The sequence below is a fragment of the Vibrio sp. B1Z05 genome, assembly GCF_052955985.1.
This window is the reverse complement of the sequence record NZ_CP130463.1, coordinates 2,546,022-2,563,029: the sequence shown is the minus strand read 5'-3', so window position 1 is coordinate 2,563,029 and position 17,008 is coordinate 2,546,022. Positions and strand designations below refer to the sequence as shown.

Sequence of the window (17,008 nt, the reverse complement as noted above, 5' to 3'; positions counted from 1 at the left end):
CACTCATTTGAGTGGCGCTTTTTTATGGTCGTAATATCTGCAAAATCAGTTCCACTAGTGTTCTTTGCCAATATCTTGCACACTAAGTTCATCTGAACAGTTAGAGAAAGAAGATGCACATACAAAAATTGAAGTACAAAGACGGCATGGCGGAGCTGTCTATCGCTGATTGGCACATTGAAGCCGGCCAACATTGGGGAATATTTTCTTCACAAAGTCAGTGTTCAGCGCTAATTGTTCAGTTGTTAAGTGGCGAACTCGAAGCGAACTCAGGTGAGGTATTGGATAGCCCGCAACGTATCGCGTGTGTCTCTTTGCTTCATCAGCAACGCTTGTTAGAAGAAGAGATTGCTAAAGACGAAACCGACTTTCAAGACCGCATTGATTACGGTTCAACGGTTGAGCAACTGATCTTAAACATGGGTTGTACTCAAGCTGAGCTAGAAGAAGTGATTGAGAAAACGGATCTGGGTGAATTGCGTCAGCGTCCTTTCCGTCAACTTTCTACGGGCGAAACACGTCGCGCTATGCTTGCTCGCGCCTTAGTGACTAAGCCGCAACTGCTGATTCTTGATGAACCTTATACAGGGTTAGATACTGCGCACCGACTGGCTCTAAGTCAGCTACTTAACGTGTGCGCCGAGCAGATGCAACTGATTGTCATTACTTCTCGTGAAGATGAACTGCCAACTTGTATCAGCCATGTGGCTTTGTTTGACCACCACTCGCTGACCCAAACCATGACCTTAGAAGAGTGGCACAACCATCCTATCAAGCAACACATCAAGAAACTGTCACAACAAAAGAGCGGTGGTGTGTTTGAGCTTCTTGAGTCTTACCATGAGCAAAAGCAGCTGCTTGATCCCTTAATTGATATGCAAAACGTCAAAGTGGAATATCTAGATGGGGTGATTTTCAAAGACTTTACTTGGCAAGCTAAAATTGGTCAGCACTGGCAAATTCGTGGGCCAAATGGCTGTGGTAAAAGCACCTTGTTAGGCTTGATTATGGGTGACCATCCGCAGTGCTACAGCAATGACATTTCTGTGCTAGGTATGAAGCGCGGTTCTGGCGAAAGCATTTGGGATATCAAGAAGCAAATCGGCATAGTCTCGTCTGCACTGCATTTGCAGTATCGCGTGAATTGCAGTGCGCTAGACGTATTGCTGTCGGGTTTCTTTGATAGTATCGGCTTGTATGAAAAGCCGAGTAAGAAACAGATTCAGCTTGCTCAGCAATGGCTAAAAGTGCTGGAAATGAGCGAATTTGAGAAGATTGGCTTTAAGAGTTTAGATTACGGACAGCAGCGACTATTACTGATTGGCCGCGCCTTGATTAAGCAACCGGCATTGCTCGTGCTAGATGAACCGTACCAAGGGCTTGATTACATTAACCGTAAGTTGGTGTTCTTTGTGCTAAATCGCATCGCCAAAACCAACATGAGCCAACTGCTGTACGTGACCCACTACGCAGAAGATGCCTTAGAAGCCATCGACCACTTCATTGACTTTGAACCTGTCGCCGAAGGCCATCAACTGGTGATCAGCTAGTCGTTATTGCCAATACCTTTAAGTAGGGGCTCAGTTTACTGGGCACTTACTTAGAGGGCATAAATGATGTGAATGTGCCTGAATAAGCGATTTCTCCCTTCCTGCGAGTGTTATAACCGAATAAACCTGTGCTCTAGCTCAAACTTTACTGGCTATTTTTCCCGCAAACGAGTACCTTTGCGCGGTTAAAAATATTCAACGCATAAGGGTCTGATTTGATTTCCACAGCTAACATCACTCAACAATTTGGCGCTAAGCCTTTATTTGAAAATATCTCGGTTAAATTTGGCGAAGGCAATCGCTATGGTCTGATCGGAGCAAATGGTTGTGGTAAGTCCACGTTTATGAAGATCTTAAGCGGTGAGCTTGAGCCTTCTGGTGGTAATGTTAGCTACGATCCTAATGAACGCGTGGCTAAACTAAACCAGGATCAGTTTGCTTACGAAGAATTTACCGTAATCGATACTGTGGTTATGGGTTTCAAAGAGCTTTGGGCGGTAAAGCAAGAGCGTGACCGTATTTACTCATTGGCTGAAATGAGTGAAGAAGATGGCATGAAAGTGGCTGACCTTGAGGTTGAGTTCGCAGAAATGGACGGTTACATGGCGGAAGCCAAAGCGGGCGAATTATTGCTTGCGGTAGGTATTCCTGAAGAGCAGCATTACGGCCTGATGAGCGAAGTCGCTCCCGGTTGGAAACTGCGTGTGCTATTAGCGCAGGTACTATTTGCTGACCCGCACATCATGCTACTCGATGAACCTACCAACAACTTGGATATGGACACCATCCGTTGGTTGGAAGAGACGTTGAACCAACGTAACTGCACCATGATTATCATCTCGCATGACCGTCACTTCTTAAACTCAGTATGTACTCACATGGCTGACTTAGACTACGGTGAGTTGCGTCTATACCCTGGTAACTACGACGAATACATGACTGCGGCGACTCAAGCTCGTGAGCGTCTATTGTCTGATAACGCTAAGAAAAAAGCGCAAATTGCTGAACTGCAAACTTTCGTTTCTCGCTTCTCAGCGAACGCTTCAAAAGCGAAACAAGCCACTTCTCGTGCTAAGCAGATTGATAAGATCCAATTGGATGAAGTTAAAGCATCAAGTCGTCAAAACCCATTCATTCGTTTCGAGCAATCTAAAGAGTTGTTCCGTAATGCCTTGGTGATTGAAAACCTAACTCAAGGTTTTGAAGACGATTTATATGCTGACTTTAATGCCATTTTTGAAGTGGGCGAGCGCGTTGCTATTATCGGTGAAAACGGCGTAGGTAAAACAACGCTGTTGAACACATTAGCCGGCTCAATTGCCCCTCGTAGCGGCGAGTACAAGTGGTCTGAAAACTCAAACATTGGTTACTACGCTCAAGATCATGCACACGACTTTGAAGAAGACTTAAAAGTGTTTGACTGGATGGCGCAATGGCGTCAAGAAGGCGACGATGAGCAAGTGGTACGTAGCTTCTTAGGCCGTATGTTGTTTGGTCAAGACGATATCAAGAAGCCAGTTAAGGTGCTGTCTGGTGGTGAGCAAGGTCGTATGCTGTTAGGCAAGATCATGATGCACAAGCCAAACATCTTATTGATGGATGAACCGACTAACCACATGGATATGGAATCTATCGAATCGCTAAACTTGGCGCTAGAGAACTACAAGGGCACTTTGTTCTTCGTTTCTCACGACCGTGTATTTGTAGATTCGTTGGCAACACGCATTCTTGAAATTAAAGACGGTAAGATCAACGACTTCCGTGGTACTTACGCTGAGTTCTTGAAAAACCGTGGTATTGAGAGCTAAGTAAAGCCAAGCCTAATTACGTTTTTTGATTGATGACAGCCCTTGCAATTGCAGGGGCTTTTTTATGGATAAATACATGAAATAATTATATTTCATATGCAATCAGTTTATTTTGTTTTATGCTTAATTGGTGACGGTTTGAGACTCAAACCAAATAGAGTTGTAATCAATAAGATGGATTTTAAAATGAAAAAACGACTATTAGCAGTAACAGCGACACTAGCCCTTGCTTCACCTTTTGCTATGGCTGAAAGTGCGCCGGTAATGTTCTCTTCTCTAAATGGATTTAATGCGCCAAATGCAGATTCAGTAGGCGGTGTACGTCTGTCTGTATTGCACGGTCAAGTTCGTGAAGTTACAGGGCTAGATATCTCAGTGTTAGGTATGTCCGAGCGCGATAACATGACTGGGCTTAACTTAAGCTTTTTCTTTGGCGGTTCTAAAGTTAATAAACAAATGACCGGTGCGGCATTAGGTCTATTTAACTGGAACCCAGGTAATACAACAGGTGCTAACATTAGTGCGGTTAACATTACCAATAATGTGAAAGGTCTAAACTTGGGGGTGGCTAACATCTCTAAAGGGAAAACTATTGCTGATGTAGCCGTGGTGAGCCTTTCTAAAGAATCTAACTTCCAGCTAGGTATCTTCAACAAAACAGAAAAAATTGATGGCGTACAGATCGGTCTAATTAACTGTGCTGACAATGGCTTCTTTAAATGTTTCCCTATCGTGAACTTTGCTAAGTAATCGACGTTAAAACATTTTACACACCTTATTATTGAACCTCGACGAGACAGTGTCTCGCCGAGGTTTTTTCTATTCTAAATGCAGATCTAATAGCGTTTTGCTGGCTCTACCACCAATTTCTCGGGTAAGCGAAGGCACCAGATAGCCAGAAACTTCTTTCATTAAGTCTGCGATTAAGCTTCGAGCTTGGTCATCGCTGATATAAAAATGCGCTGCGCCTTGTACTTTATCTAATACGTGCATGTAATAAGGTAAAATTCCGGCATTAAAAAGCTTCTCGCTGAGGGCTTTTAACACTGACACTTCATCATTCACGCCTTTTAACATGACCCCTTGATTGAGCAAGGTTACCTGACTTTGTTTTAGCTTAAACATGGCTACTGCCAACTCAGCATTGATCTCATTCGGGTGATTAATATGAGTGACTAATACCGTGTTTAAAGAGCTTTCTTGTAGCATGCGACAAAGTGAGTCAGTAATTCGGTCAGGAATCACCACTGGCAATCGAGAGTGAATACGCAAAGTGCGTACATGCTCAATTTGCTGTAATTGGGTGATGAACCATTGCAGTTCATGATCTTTGGCCATTAATGGGTCACCACCAGAGAGAATCACTTCGTTTATCTCTGGGTGCAGGGCAATGTAGTCTAAGTTGTTTTGCCAAATAGACTTACTGCCTTTGTTATCTGCGTACGGGAAATGGCGACGGAAACAGTAGCGGCAATTAATAGCGCAACTGCCTTTAAATACCAATAGCACACGGTTTTTGTATTTGTGCAGTAGGCTTGGCTGTTCATTGTCTTGTTCTTGTAGCGGATCTTTGCTGTATCCAGCCACTTCATTAAATTCGGCATCGACAGGCAAAACTTGTAGCAAAAGAGGGTCGTTGATATTGCCTTTTTCCATTCTCTCAACAAAGCTTACAGGCACTCGCTGTGCGAAAAGTTTGCGAGCTGACAAACTATTTGCCCAATCTTGAGGGTCAATATTAAGCATTGAGAGTAGTTCGGTAGGATCGGAGATCCCATTAGCCAATTGTTGCAACCAGTTTTTTTCAACAGATACCGGTTTTTGGGTTATTATATGCGACATTAAAACTTACTCTAAGAATAAAAAGAGGAAAAAATGGCTACTGTAAGTACCAATGAATTCAAGGGCGGTTTAAAGTTCATGCTCGATAACGAGCCATGTTCAATTCTAGAAAACGAATATGTAAAACCGGGTAAAGGCCAAGCATTTAACCGTGTTAAAGTTCGTAAACTACTATCAGGCAAGGTTCTAGAGAAAACATTTAAGTCTGGTGAATCTGTTGAGCTTGCTGACGTTCTAGATATCGACCTAGATTATCTATATTCAGACGGCGAATTCTACCACTTTATGAACAACGAAACATTCGAGCAAATTGCTGCTGATGTTAAAGCTGTTGGTGATAGCGCTAAATGGCTCGTTGAAAACAACACTTGTATGATCACTCTTTGGAACGGTAACCCGATTGTAGTTACTCCACCAAACTTTGTTGAGCTTGAAGTTGTTGAAACAGATCCAGGTCTGAAAGGTGATACTCAAGGTACAGGCGGTAAGCCAGCAACACTATCAACAGGCGCTGTTGTTCGTGTTCCTTTATTCATCCAGATTGGTGAAATTGTTAAGTGTGATACTCGCTCTGGCGAATACGTTGGACGTGTAAAATAATCCACTGACAAGCAAACATTAAAAAGGCCGCTGTTTTCACAGCGGCCTTTTGTTTGTCTTAAATCTAAGTCTAGGCTTACACCATGAAGACAAATACTACAGCTAAGCCACTAAAGAACGCTGCAATGAAGTAAGCAGCCACTTTACCGGCAACACCAGTGTGCAGTTTAAGGTCGTGCATACCGTGGTGTACACGGTGCATTGCATGCCACATAGGAAGCGCAATAGTTGCGATAACAAACAATGCCCCTATGATGGTTTTTACAAACGCAGACACTCGCTCGTAGCTCATTGCATTAGCATCGATAATGCCAAGTGGTACAAGAATACCAAGCACAAAAATCGTTACAGGGGTGATCATGGCAAACCATGAACCACCGGCACCAAACAGCCCCCACCATACGGGTTCGTCAGAACGCTTTGGATGTTTATTGATCACATTCGACTCCTTATACAATGACGAGAACAATTAGAGAAATAAAGGCCACAACAGCCCACTGTGCTAGTACGATAGCTTTTCCATCGATGGCCTTCCCTTTGAAGCGCATCGGCATTACCTGCGGCATCATGTTGAAGAAGGTAAATGCGTGAAACAAACTGCCTAACAACGCCAAAATATTAATAAGAATGACGATAGGGTTTCTCATAAACTCTAACCAACTTGCCCAAGCTTCTGGTCCTTTAACCAGTGAGCCTAAACCGATAGTGATGAAGAGAGTAAATAGAATTAACGGTAAAACCGTTGCTTCTCGCACCATATAAAAACGATAGAAAGGATGGTTCTTCCACCAAGTACGCTTCATATCACGTACGTAAGGTTTACGATTACTCATTACGCATCCTCCGGTTTCAGCATAGCAATCACAAAGTCTTTTGATGATTCAATCTTACCTTGGTTTACCGCACCTGCAGGATCAACACTCTTCGGACATACCACAGAGCAGTAGCCGACAAATGTACAGCCCCAAGCGCCGTTGTCACCGTTGATAAGTTCCATACGTTCTTGTTTACCGTTATCACGGCTATCTAGGTTGTAGCGATGCGCTAGGGTTAGCGCCGCTGGGCCTAGGAAGTCAGGATTCAAACCAAACTGAGGACATGCTGCATAGCAAAGACCACAGTTGATACAAGCGGCAAACTGCTTATAACGCGCCATTTGCTCAGGAGTTTGCAGGTTAGTGCCATCTTCTGGAGTGCGGTCATTACCAATGATGTAAGGTTTGATAGCTTCTAGGCGCTCAATAAATGGCGTCATATCTACAATCAAATCTTTTTCGATTGGGAAGTTTGCTAGCGGTTCAATCGTGAGCCCATTTGGGTAATCACGTAGGAAGGTTTTACAGGCAAGTTTTGGAACATTATCCACCATGATGCCACATGAACCACAGATCGCCATTCGGCAAGACCAGCGATAGGCTAAGTCTTTGTCTAGGTGGTCTTTGATGTAACCAATCGCATCTAGTACAGACATAGTTTCATCAAACGGCACTTCAAAGGATTGCATGTACGGTTCTGCATCTTTCTCTGGATCGTAACGCAGAATATCTACTTTTTGAATGCGAGCTGGCATTACTGTTGCTCCTTCTCGTTATTCGCTGCTTTGTCTTCTGCTGCTTTTTCTTCCGCAGCAGCTGCTTCAGCTGCCTCACCGTACAGGCGAGCTTTAGGTTGTGATTTGGTGATTTTAACTGGGCTGTAGTCGATACTAGGCCCTTTGTTTGGTGCATAGAATGCTAGAGAGTGCTTCAAGAAGTTCTCATCATCACGCTCTGTACAACCTTCATCAAGGCGTTGGTGAGCACCACGAGACTCTTTACGCAGCAATGCTGAGTGAGCCATAGCTTCTGCGACTTCTAGGCCGTAACCCACTTCGATAGCGTACAGTAGGTCAGTGTTGAACACTTTGCCTTTGTCTTTGATGCTAATTTTCTTATAACGTTCTTTTAGCTCAGTCAGCTTATCGATGGTCTCTTGCATAAGATCTTCACTGCGGTAGATACCACAGCCAGCTTCCATGGTGTTACCCATTTCAGTACGAATGGTTGCCCAGTTTTCGTCGCCTTCTTGATCCAGTAGAGCTTGAATGCGCGCTTCAACCAACTCTACTTGAGAGTTAATTGCGTCGTCGTCCCAACCTTCAAATTCAGTGGCACGTTTCACTGCGTGTTCACCGGCAACGCGACCAAATACGACAAACTCTGCCAAAGAGTTAGAACCTAAGCGGTTTGCACCATGCAGACCAACAGAAGCACATTCACCAACCGCGAATAGACCTTTGATGCGTGTTTCACAAGTTTGGTTGGTTTCAATACCACCCATGGTGTAGTGAACCGTAGGGCGGATAGGGATAGGCTCTTTTGCTGGATCAACGTTGACATACGCTTTAGCCAGTTCACAGATGAAAGGTAGGCGCTCTTGCAGATACTCTTCACCTAAGTGACGAAGATCTAGGTGCACTACATCACCCAGTGGGTGCTTGATGGTATTGCCTTTTTGTTGCTCGTGCCAGAATGCTTGCGATACTTTATCGCGAGGGCCAAGCTCCATGTGTTTGTTTTTCGGTTGGCCAACAGGTGTTTCTGGTCCCATACCGTAGTCTTGTAGGTAACGGTAGCCATCTTTGTTGACAATAATGCCACCTTCACCACGACAACCTTCGGTCATCAAGATACCCGTACCCGGTAAACCTGTTGGGTGATATTGAACAAATTCCATGTCACGAAGAGGTACACCATGGCGATAAGCCATTGCCATGCCGTCACCTGTTACGATGCCGCCGTTGGTATTAGTGTGGTAAACACGACCTGCGCCACCGGTTGCAAGTACAACAGATTTTGCTTTGATGGTGACTAATTCACCTTCGGCCATATGAATGGCAATTAAACCTTGAACTTCGTTATCGACAACGAGAAGGTCAACTACAAAGTACTCATCAAAACGTTTGATTTGTGGATATTTAATCGAGGTTTGGAAAAGAGTATGCAACATGTGGAAGCCGGTCTTATCTGCGGCAAACCAAGTGCGTTCAACTTTCATACCACCAAAACGACGAACGTTAATTTCGCCATTTTCTTTGCGGCTCCATGGACAACCCCATTGTTCCATTTGGATCATTTCACGGGTTGAGTTTTCGACAAAGTATTCAACTACGTCTTGCTCACAAAGCCAGTCACCACCACCAACAGTATCATTGAAATGGTTGTCTAAGCTGTCTTCTTCTTTGACTACGGCTGCAGATCCACCCTCAGCCGCTACAGTGTGCGAGCGCATTGGGTAAACTTTGGAAATTAGTGCAACTTCCAATTCAGGGTTTGCTTCTGCTGCTGCGATAGCAGTTCGAAGACCGGCACCCCCTGCGCCGATGACCGCGATATCTGTGTGTAATACTTTCACAGTTATCCTCCAGATTGTAGGCAGTTTTACCTGCTTGTGATTATCGAAATATTAAAATGTTATCAGCTATTTTAATGGATACGTGTCGTGAAAAAATTGATTTATCTAGTCATTTGGGGGTAGTAGAACATAAAAACCTTAAAAAGAGTGGGGTATGTGATCATAATCATGCAAAAATAAGGGCCGATTCAATGAATAAAATCCCATTTACCGCAAAGGGCGTTATATGACTATTTCCAATTGGCAGCCTTCCGCTAGCATTCAGGCGTTAAAAAGAAGAGCAGAAATCGTAGCTAAAATTAGACAATTCTTTGCCCAGAGAAATGTTTTAGAAGTCGATACGCCGGCTATGAGTCATGCGACAGTCACTGACATTCATTTGCATACCTTTCAAACTGAGTTTGTCGGCCCTGGATATGCTGATGGTAAAAAACTGTACTTCATGACCAGCCCAGAGTTTCATATGAAACGTCTGCTTGCTGCCGGAAGCGGTTGTATTTATCAAATAGCGAAGGCGTTTCGTAATGAAGAAGCAGGTCGCTACCACAACCCTGAATTTACTCTTTTAGAGTGGTATAGAGTGGGGTTTGATCACCATGATCTAATGGATGAAATGGAACAACTGTTGCAATTGGTTCTAGGTTGCAACAAGGCACATCGCATGACTTATCAACAAGCTTTTCTTTCGGTGCTCAATGTCTGCCCACTGGAAGCGAGTATGTCTGAGTTAAAAGCGGTAGCCGTTTCGTTGGGGTTAGCCGATATAGCCGAGACAGAATCGGACAGAGATACTTTGCTACAGCTGTTATTTAGTGTGGGAGTAGAAGAGAAAATAGGGCAAGAAGCGCCGGCTTTTGTTTATGACTTCCCTGCATCACAAGCTGCGCTAGCGAAAATCAATGCTGGTGATAAGCGAGTGGCTGATCGCTTTGAAGTGTATTTTAAAGGCATAGAGTTAGCTAATGGCTTCCATGAACTCGATAACCCTGAAGAGCAATTACGCCGCTTTGAAGATGACAATACGAAACGTCAGCAAATGGGATTAACACCACAACCGATTGATTACCATTTGATTGAAGCACTGCGACATGGCTTGCCGCAGTGTTCTGGTGTTGCATTGGGCATAGATAGATTGATTATGCTGGCGTGTCAGCAACAGCATATCAACGATATTACTGCGTTTACGTTTTCTCGCGCTTAACGCTCTCTAACCGCGTACCTAACTGACAATCAAGCCAGTACCAACAACGGCTAAAATCGCGCCATACCACGCATAGCGATTTGGTCGTTGTTTGGTAATAAACCATAATAGCGGCAGTATCATAATAGGGGTGGTCGATGAGAGCAGCGCAACCATACCCACATTACCTTCTTGCAACGCATACAAGATCAATGTCATTCCTACTGCCATCGCCAAAAATCCATTTAGCGCCGTAATAGCAAAAATCTTTAAGTTAATACGGTTGACCGCTTTTGCTTGTTTGGCTCCGCAAGCTAAAAATAGAGAGTGGGCAACAAAAGCGGTAATCATGCGAATGGCTGAGGCGGCAATAGGGTCGATATCGGTTTGCATTACCGGTTTAGCAATAATGCCACCTAAGGCTTGGCAAAGTGCGGCCAACAGACCAATGCCAATGCTGATGTTCATTTTTCCCTGTATGGCTTCCCAATCATGTTGTCCTGTTTGTTTGCGCCCAAAAAAGATGGCGATCACCACACCAGAAAACACCAAAATGGCGCCGAGCAGTTCCATCCCTTGCCATTTTTCGTTGAACAGCCAGTAGCCGATCACTGCAGAAAAAACCGCATGGCAAGAAAAGAGTAATCCAGCGCGTCTCGGTCCCATACGGTTCATACAGGCAAATAGTGCGGTATCACCAATAAAGATACCAATCAGCCCTGAGAGGGCCATAGGCGTGACATGCACACTGCTTACCGTGCTCCATCCACCGGTGATAAATGCCATTGCGGTAAGCATGACGGCGGTACAGCCCATTCGCCAGCGACTATAGGCAAAAGGCCCTAAGTGGCGAGCAGGTTTGACAGATATAAGGCTAGATATTGCCCATAAGAAGGCCGCAGCAAGGGCCAACCATTCGTATCCCATGGTCATTATTGAAGTTGCTTAAAAGGTAGCGTCAATATGCCCCATATCGTGTCGATTAGAAACCCTTGCGTTTATGGTATTTTTATCCTTCTAAGGCCAGAATGGACGCTGAACGGTATTAGGGGAGAAGTAGTCAACGGCGTTACTTGGTGCATCACAGAAAACACCATCCACTCCCATGTTGTGCAGACGTTGCCAATCTTGCGGACGATTGACGGTATACACAAACACTTTTAAGCCACGCATTTTAGCGTCCTGCACCATTTCACTGTCCACCACATCGATATCAACATTGATGCTATAGGCATTTAACTGCTCGGCGAACTGGCATAAGCCAATCGGCTTGTTGGCGGTTAGGGCCGCTATTTTGGTTGCAGGACGTAGACGGTTTAACTCGGCTAGCCAATGATGATTAAACGAGGACACAAGCAATTGTTCATTGCTGAACTGACAGTGGGTAATGGCATAATCTAAATGCTCCAGCAAAAGCGCCATATCATCCATGCCTTTGAGTTCGATATTTAAGGCGCAGCGACCGGATAAGCTCTGGAAGGTTTCCTTGAGCGTGGGTATGTGTTCGCCTTGCCCCGCATCGAGCTTTTTGAGTTTCTCTAGCGAAAACCAGTTGAGTGGACCTGAGCCATTGGTGGTACGGTTGACCCAGCTATCATGAATAACCCATAACTCGCCATGATGCTGGTGGATATCCAATTCAATGGCGGTAGCTCCGCCAGCCAATGCTTGTTCAAAGGCAAGCAAAGTGTTTTCTGGGTGAGTTTCTCTCGCCCCTCGGTGCGCAATCACCAGCATGGTTTTTCCTTTTTAAGTCAGTAGGAACATAGCAATATACACCAGAGCCAAACCTACGATACCCAAAATAACCCCAGTTTTTGCCATATCTTTGCTTTCAATTAAGCCGGTTGAATACGCTAGCGAGTTAGGAGGCGTGGACACAGGTAAAATCATACCCAGTGACGCAGAGAAGGCGACGACCACTAATAGCCCTTGCAAACCACCTACCGCCACTAGGCTTGGCATAGAGGCGCCAATGGCGGCTGCAATCGGCATCAATAAGTTAGCGGTTGCGGTGTTGGACATAAAGTTCGCCATCAGCCAGCAAATAATCGATAAGGTGATGACTACTGCAACCGGAGACAGGCTCTGATAATCAATCGAATGCGCTAAAGCACTGGCAAGTCCTGTTTTATCCAAAGCCAAACCAATGGCAATACCACCGGCGACCAACCACAGTACATCCCAGTTGATCTGCTTAATTTCAGCTTTGCCCATAATCCCCGTTAGGGTAAATACAGCCAATGGGATAACGGATACCACATAGGTATTCATGCCGTGCAGTTTAGTGGTCATCCAAAGGATGATGGTCAGGGCAAAGGTAACGTAGACCACAATCGCTTTCCATGATTTTAGGAATGTACCTTCTAAAGACAACACCATTTTTTCTTCAGATGACGGGAATAGTTTTTGTAACAGTACCCACGCAATGGCCAGTTGCACAATGACAAACGGCAAACCAAACAGCATCCAACTTAAAAAGTCGATGCTGTTTTCCCCAGTCAGATACTGCAAAGCAATGGCGTTTGGCGGTGTACCAATGGGCGTTGCAATACCACCGGTGTTAGCCGCAATAGGGATACACAATACCAACGCTTTAATCCCAAGATCGCCGGGTTTGGCTGAGGCAACAATTGGCCCAAGTAGCGCCAGCATCATCACTGTGGTGGCGGTATTTGACATAAACATTGAGAACACAGCGGTAATCAACATTAGGCCTAACATGATGTACTTAGGTTTGGTGCCAAAGGGTTTTAACAACACTCGCGCTAAGTTGTTATCCAGCTGATATTTAGAGGCTGCAATTGCTAAGGCAAAACCACCCATAAAAAGAATGATGATCGGTGATGAGAATGAGCCCAATATATCGGTATAGGGGATCAGCGTACCAAAGGCTTCATTGGCGTGATCGACCCTTAAAATGGTCAGCCCTTTATCGGATAAGAAAATCAGCTCAAGGGTAATAATTAAAATGGAGGTCGCAAACACAGGGACAGGTTCAAGTACCCACAATAATGCAGACATCACGAAAATTGCTAACAGGCGTTGCTGCACTACCGTAATACCATGGATTGGGATCCACGCACTGGGCATAGCGAGTATGAGAATAGGTATTAAGAGGCAAAAACCTATTTTAGCTATTTGATTTGAGTTTTCTTTGTTCATCCCATCACTTCCTTTTCATGCGAAGTTGCAGGTTATCGAAAACTTGTTGCAAGTGTTTGGCTTTCTTGCACCTTTTTAACAGGTAATGCTATTTATTTGTAAGTATTTTGCTTTTAATCAAAAAAAAGCAGCTCGATTATCTCGAACTGCTTTCTTGTTGGATAAGGTTTAAGAAGTACCGACGCTTAGGCGACGTCTTCATCCTCTATCTCGAAATTTGTGTCTAATTCTTCTTGTGACAAGATGATGCCAGTGTTGTCGGCGTAGATATAGTCTTCAGGCAAGAAGCTCACGCCACCAAAGTTAACCGGTACATCCACTTCACCGATATCCGTTTGGCTTGCACCAACAGGGATAGAAGCCAGCGCTTGGATACCGATATTCATATCTTCTAGTTCGTCGACCTCACGAACTGAGCCGTACACTACAATGCCTTCCCATTCATTCTCTTCTGCAAGAGAAGCAATTTCAGCATCAATCAATGCGCGTCGTAAGGAACCACCGCCGTCGATAAGTAATACTCTACCTTGCCCGTTTTGATCGAGAACTTCGCGTATCAGTCCATTGTCTTCAAAGCATTTAATGGTGGTGACTTGACCGGCAAATGACGCACTACCACCAAAATTACTAAACATTGGTTCTACGACATCAACCTGATCTAAGTAAACATCACACAGGGCTGAAGTATTGTATTCCATAATCGGTGTCACCTTCTAAGTTAGTATTCCCAAACTAGAGTATATCTTGCAATGGCAATTGATAATTGACGCAAGTTAACCTTTTTACTAAACAATGATAGCTAAAGAAAATAATACATTAGCGATTAATGCCAGTTTTACCACTCCAGCCATCAATGGGGCAATAGCTAAACTGTCTTGCGCACGATTGAGGGCACGCAAATGCAATACACTCGGCACTAAAATAGCAACAGTAAGCAATAAGCTCAATGGGTTACAGTGACCGTTGAGTACAAAGGTAAGATATGCCAGCCAAGCTAAAGAGATTAATAGCGCATGATATAGCTTAGCTTTTCCTAAACCTAAACGAACCGCTACGGTTGTTTTTCCAAATGCTTGGTCATTATCAAGATCGCGCATATTGTTGACGTTGAGAACCGCGACAGCCAGTAATCCGGTGGCGGTGGCAGGCAGTAATAAATCAGCGGTGATACTGAGTGCGTGCAGGTAATAGGTTCCACCCACGCCTAGTAGCCCAAAGAAGACATAAACTGCCAGATCGCCTAATCCCATATACCCATAAGGTCGTTTACCTACGGTATAAGCAATGGCGCAGAATATAGCTAAAACGCCTAAGCCAAGGAAGATACCTATATCTACTATGGTGGTTAAAGATGATAGAATTAGTGTCAATCCTGAAAGTAAACTCAGGAGCGAACACACAATCATTGCTATCTTCATTTGTGTCGGACTTATCTCACCCGACTGTATCGCTCTCGTCGGCCCCAATCTATCTTGATTATCAGTTCCTTGTTGGGAGTCACCATAATCATTGGCAAGGTTTGATAAGATTTGCAATAGAGTCGCGGTCAGCAAAGCAAGCAGGCTGACACTCCATGAAAAATGCTGATGGGTATAGGCCAAGCAACTTCCGGTTACGATGGAAGTGAGAGCCAGTGGTAATGTTTTAGGTCGAGCGGCTGATAACCAATGAGAAGCAGACAAAGTAATATAGCTTTTTACGTTAAAATGACAGTGATTGAGTATAGCAAATCTATTTTCCATTTGATCAAATTACAATGGCCTAAGTAAGGTATTGAGAAGCAAAATGAAAACAAAGCAAAGAATTGTGTATGGAGCGCTAGAATTATTCAACCAACATGGTGAGCGCAACATCACGACTAATCATATCTCAGAACACCTTGGAATTAGTCCCGGCAATCTTTATTACCATTACTCAAACAAACAAGAAATTATCCGCGCCATCTTCAAAGACTACACTTCAGAGTTACTGGATAGATTCCGCCCTTATGAAAGCCAAGAGCAAAGTTTAGTGCTATTGAAGCATTATGTGAATTCTACTTTTTCCTTGATGTGGAAATACCGTTTTTTCTATGCAAACCTTGCCGATATCGTCAGTAGAGATGCACAGCTACACAGTGCCTACTGCCAAGTTCAAGAGAAGCTACGTATCAACTTAGTGGCAATTGTAGAGTCTTTTCGCACGCTCAACCTGATTGTGGTTGAACCGGATAACATGCCTCGTTTTGTGACTAATTTGCACTTTATTGCCAATGGTTGGCTAGCTTATCAATCGGCGATGAGTGCCAATCAAAAGGTGACTGAGTCGATGATTATGCAAGGAATGTTGCAGATATTGGCTATGGTAAAACCTGTGGCAACTCAATTGGGTCGAGAGCAACTACTTTTGCTTGAAGAAGGGTTACAAATGACCTGTACAGCAGAAGCTGAGTAATACCAATCGTACTAAATAACGGGTCATTCTAGCTTGTTCTCGAGCATTTTCCCTGCGCTAGTTCTGATCACTTACTTAGTGTGATTGGTATAAAAAAAAGGAGCGTTAGCTCCTTTTTTATGTCTTTTACAAACGTTAGATTAGCGTTTGTGAGCGTAGGCTGTACCTAAGCGAGTAGTGGCTTCTCGTTGCATGCTAGAGTCAAACTCGATGGCATCTTTCGGGAATAAGTTAATCACCGTGGAGCCCAATTTAAAGCGACCCATTTCTTCACCTTTTTTGAAGTGAATGGCTTTTTCGCCTTCGGTTGGGTAATCCCAACGATATACCGTATTACCACGAGGTGGTGTGACGGTTCCAGCCCAAGTCAGTTCGATACTACCCACAATAGTGGCACCGACTAATACCTGCGCCATAGGGCCAAATTCCGTATCGAAAATACACACCACACGTTCATTTCGTGCAAAGAGATTTTCTACGTTTTCTGCCGTTAATGGATTCACAGAGAACAGGTCACCCGGTACATAGATCATTTGCTTCAATGTGCCGTCGCATGGCATGTGCACGCGGTGGTAGTCACTTGGTGACAGGTACAAGGTAGCAAAACTGCCGTCTGTAAAATCTGCAGCTAATTCAGAGTCGCCACCAAGTAGCTCACAAGCAGAATAGTCGTGGTTTTTAGCTTGAATCAATTTGCCATCTTCAATCGGGCCAAATTGACTTACGCAAGCATCAGCGGGGTGCGTAATAACACTCTCGCCTTCTGCGATAGGTCTTAGCCCCGGCTTCAATTCACGTACGAAAAAGTCGTTAAAAGTAGCGAAGTATGCAGGATCTGAGTGCAACGCCTCATCCATGTTAATTTTGTATTGCTTGATGAAGCCACGAATAATCGACGTGGTTACTACGCCAAGTTTCGCAGATGCTAGCTTTCCAACTAGGCGGGTAAGGCCATGTTGTGGCATCCAGTATTGGGCACCGACTTTGATTTTATCAATCACAATAAGGTCCATTATTCCTAAATTGGGGCAGAATGT

At 44.3% G+C, this 17,008-nt stretch carries 17 protein-coding genes; 6 read left to right on the top strand and 11 right to left on the bottom strand.

The genetic code is table 11. The features are described 5' to 3' along the window. Positions 1-113: 113 nt before the first annotated feature. The 3 genes from QV280_RS11695 to QV280_RS11685 all read left to right on the top strand — a co-directional run bounded on the left by QV280_RS11695 (position 114) and on the right by QV280_RS11685 (position 4,108). Positions 114-1,550 (top strand): ATP-binding cassette domain-containing protein, encoded by a 1,437-nt coding sequence (locus tag QV280_RS11695; protein ID WP_152822379.1) that lies wholly within the window; start codon positions 114-116, stop codon positions 1,548-1,550. 215 nt (positions 1,551-1,765) lie between these two features. Continuing rightward, positions 1,766-3,358, top strand: coding sequence for an ABC-F family ATPase (locus QV280_RS11690; protein WP_023404487.1), 1,593 nt, complete (start codon positions 1,766-1,768; stop codon positions 3,356-3,358). Positions 3,359-3,544: 186 nt separating this feature from the next. Further along, a complete protein-coding gene (locus tag QV280_RS11685) occupies positions 3,545-4,108 on the top strand; it encodes a VC2662 family protein (RefSeq protein ID WP_039970747.1) in 564 nt (187 codons plus the stop codon). A 69-nt stretch (positions 4,109-4,177) separates the two neighbouring features. Here QV280_RS11685 and epmB read toward each other — a convergent pair whose 3' ends face one another. After that, entirely contained in the window at positions 4,178-5,200 is a 1,023-nt protein-coding gene (gene epmB, locus QV280_RS11680; protein WP_152822381.1) for an EF-P beta-lysylation protein EpmB, read from the bottom strand. Between the two features lie 33 nt (positions 5,201-5,233). On the opposite strand from epmB, the gene efp reads away from it, so the two are divergent. Beyond that, entirely contained in the window at positions 5,234-5,800 is a 567-nt protein-coding gene (gene efp, locus QV280_RS11675; protein ID WP_023404490.1) for an elongation factor P, read from the top strand. Between the two features lie 76 nt (positions 5,801-5,876). Here the strand turns inward: efp and frdD are convergent, their stop codons facing one another. From frdD to frdA, 4 genes are read right to left on the bottom strand one after another with little or no spacing between them, the layout of a single operon-like run. Continuing rightward, on the bottom strand, positions 5,877-6,239 hold the full coding sequence (gene frdD, locus QV280_RS11670) for a fumarate reductase subunit FrdD (RefSeq protein ID WP_023404491.1): 363 nt from the start codon (positions 6,237-6,239) through the stop codon (positions 5,877-5,879). A gap of 10 nt (positions 6,240-6,249) precedes the next feature. Beyond that, the gene (gene frdC, locus QV280_RS11665) at positions 6,250-6,633 is read right to left on the bottom strand and encodes a fumarate reductase subunit FrdC (protein WP_023404492.1); all 384 of its coding nucleotides are present in this window, start codon (positions 6,631-6,633) and stop codon (positions 6,250-6,252) included. Further along, positions 6,633-7,370, bottom strand: coding sequence for a succinate dehydrogenase/fumarate reductase iron-sulfur subunit (locus QV280_RS11660; RefSeq protein ID WP_023404493.1), 738 nt, complete (start codon positions 7,368-7,370; stop codon positions 6,633-6,635). Before QV280_RS11660 ends, frdC begins: the two co-directional genes overlap by 1 nt. Beyond that, on the bottom strand, positions 7,370-9,193 hold the full coding sequence (gene frdA / locus QV280_RS11655) for a fumarate reductase (quinol) flavoprotein subunit (protein WP_023404494.1): 1,824 nt from the start codon (positions 9,191-9,193) through the stop codon (positions 7,370-7,372). The genes QV280_RS11660 and frdA overlap by 1 nt, the downstream gene beginning before the upstream one ends. A 226-nt stretch (positions 9,194-9,419) precedes the next feature. On the opposite strand from frdA, the gene epmA reads away from it, so the two are divergent. Then, entirely contained in the window at positions 9,420-10,394 is a 975-nt protein-coding gene (gene epmA / locus QV280_RS11650) for an elongation factor P--(R)-beta-lysine ligase (RefSeq protein ID WP_152822390.1), read from the top strand. An 18-nt stretch (positions 10,395-10,412) separates the two neighbouring features. On the opposite strand, the gene QV280_RS11645 is transcribed toward epmA, so the two are convergent. From QV280_RS11645 to QV280_RS11625, 5 genes are all read right to left on the bottom strand, one after another. Further along, positions 10,413-11,300: a DMT family transporter gene (locus QV280_RS11645; RefSeq protein WP_039970751.1), complete on the bottom strand. Its 888-nt coding sequence runs from the start codon at positions 11,298-11,300 to the stop codon at positions 10,413-10,415. Positions 11,301-11,390: 90 nt separating this feature from the next. Then, positions 11,391-12,110 carry a glycerophosphodiester phosphodiesterase gene (locus tag QV280_RS11640; RefSeq protein WP_023404498.1) on the bottom strand — a complete coding sequence of 240 codons (720 nt, stop codon included), beginning with the start codon at positions 12,108-12,110 and terminating at the stop codon, positions 11,391-11,393. A gap of 12 nt (positions 12,111-12,122) precedes the next feature. Further along, complete coding sequence (locus QV280_RS11635; protein ID WP_119006105.1) at positions 12,123-13,538, bottom strand: SLC13 family permease; 1,416 nt, start codon at positions 13,536-13,538, stop codon at positions 12,123-12,125. A 185-nt stretch (positions 13,539-13,723) separates the two neighbouring features. Beyond that, a complete protein-coding gene (rraA, locus tag QV280_RS11630; protein ID WP_152822393.1) occupies positions 13,724-14,236 on the bottom strand; it encodes a ribonuclease E activity regulator RraA in 513 nt (170 codons plus the stop codon). Positions 14,237-14,323: 87 nt separating this feature from the next. Next, a complete protein-coding gene (locus QV280_RS11625) occupies positions 14,324-15,226 on the bottom strand; it encodes a 1,4-dihydroxy-2-naphthoate polyprenyltransferase (RefSeq protein WP_447026279.1) in 903 nt (300 codons plus the stop codon). Positions 15,227-15,323: 97 nt separating this feature from the next. Here QV280_RS11625 and QV280_RS11620 point away from each other — a divergent pair, with 97 nt between their 5' ends. After that, on the top strand, positions 15,324-15,971 hold the full coding sequence (locus QV280_RS11620; protein WP_023405692.1) for a TetR/AcrR family transcriptional regulator: 648 nt from the start codon (positions 15,324-15,326) through the stop codon (positions 15,969-15,971). Positions 15,972-16,111: 140 nt separating this feature from the next. On the opposite strand, the gene asd is transcribed toward QV280_RS11620, so the two are convergent. Continuing rightward, a complete protein-coding gene (gene asd / locus QV280_RS11615; RefSeq protein ID WP_367869624.1) occupies positions 16,112-16,969 on the bottom strand; it encodes an archaetidylserine decarboxylase in 858 nt (285 codons plus the stop codon). Between the last annotated feature and the right edge of the window lie 39 nt (positions 16,970-17,008).